A 277-nucleotide genomic window follows, 5' to 3' on the forward strand; every position below is an offset into this window, starting at 1 on the left:
GGTCCTTCGACCTGCCGGGGCTGAGCGTCGAGGCTGCGGGGGAGGGGTTCGATCAGGTCAAGTTCGATCTCGAACTGAACCTTTGCGAGCATGGCGAGGTTATCACCGGAACGCTGGGTTATGCGAGCGCGCTGTTCGATGAAGCGACGATCGCGCGGCAGCGTGGTTATCTTTTGACGCTGCTGCGGGCGATGGTTGCCGATGCAGGCCAGCCGATCGGCCGCATCGACATCCTGCCGGCTGACGAGCGGACCTACCTGCTGGAGGATCTGAACCG

The 277-nt window shown here is 63.2% G+C and carries 1 protein-coding gene; it reads left to right on the forward strand.

The window, feature by feature from the left end:
• On the forward strand, nucleotides 1-277 hold a 277-nt coding region (locus PY650_RS36985), incomplete at both ends, for a condensation domain-containing protein (RefSeq protein WP_285885073.1).

Origin of the sequence: Martinezella calliandrae (assembly GCF_030272695.1) — a bacterium.
Classification (GTDB): domain Bacteria; phylum Pseudomonadota; class Alphaproteobacteria; order Rhizobiales; family Rhizobiaceae; genus Rhizobium; species Rhizobium calliandrae.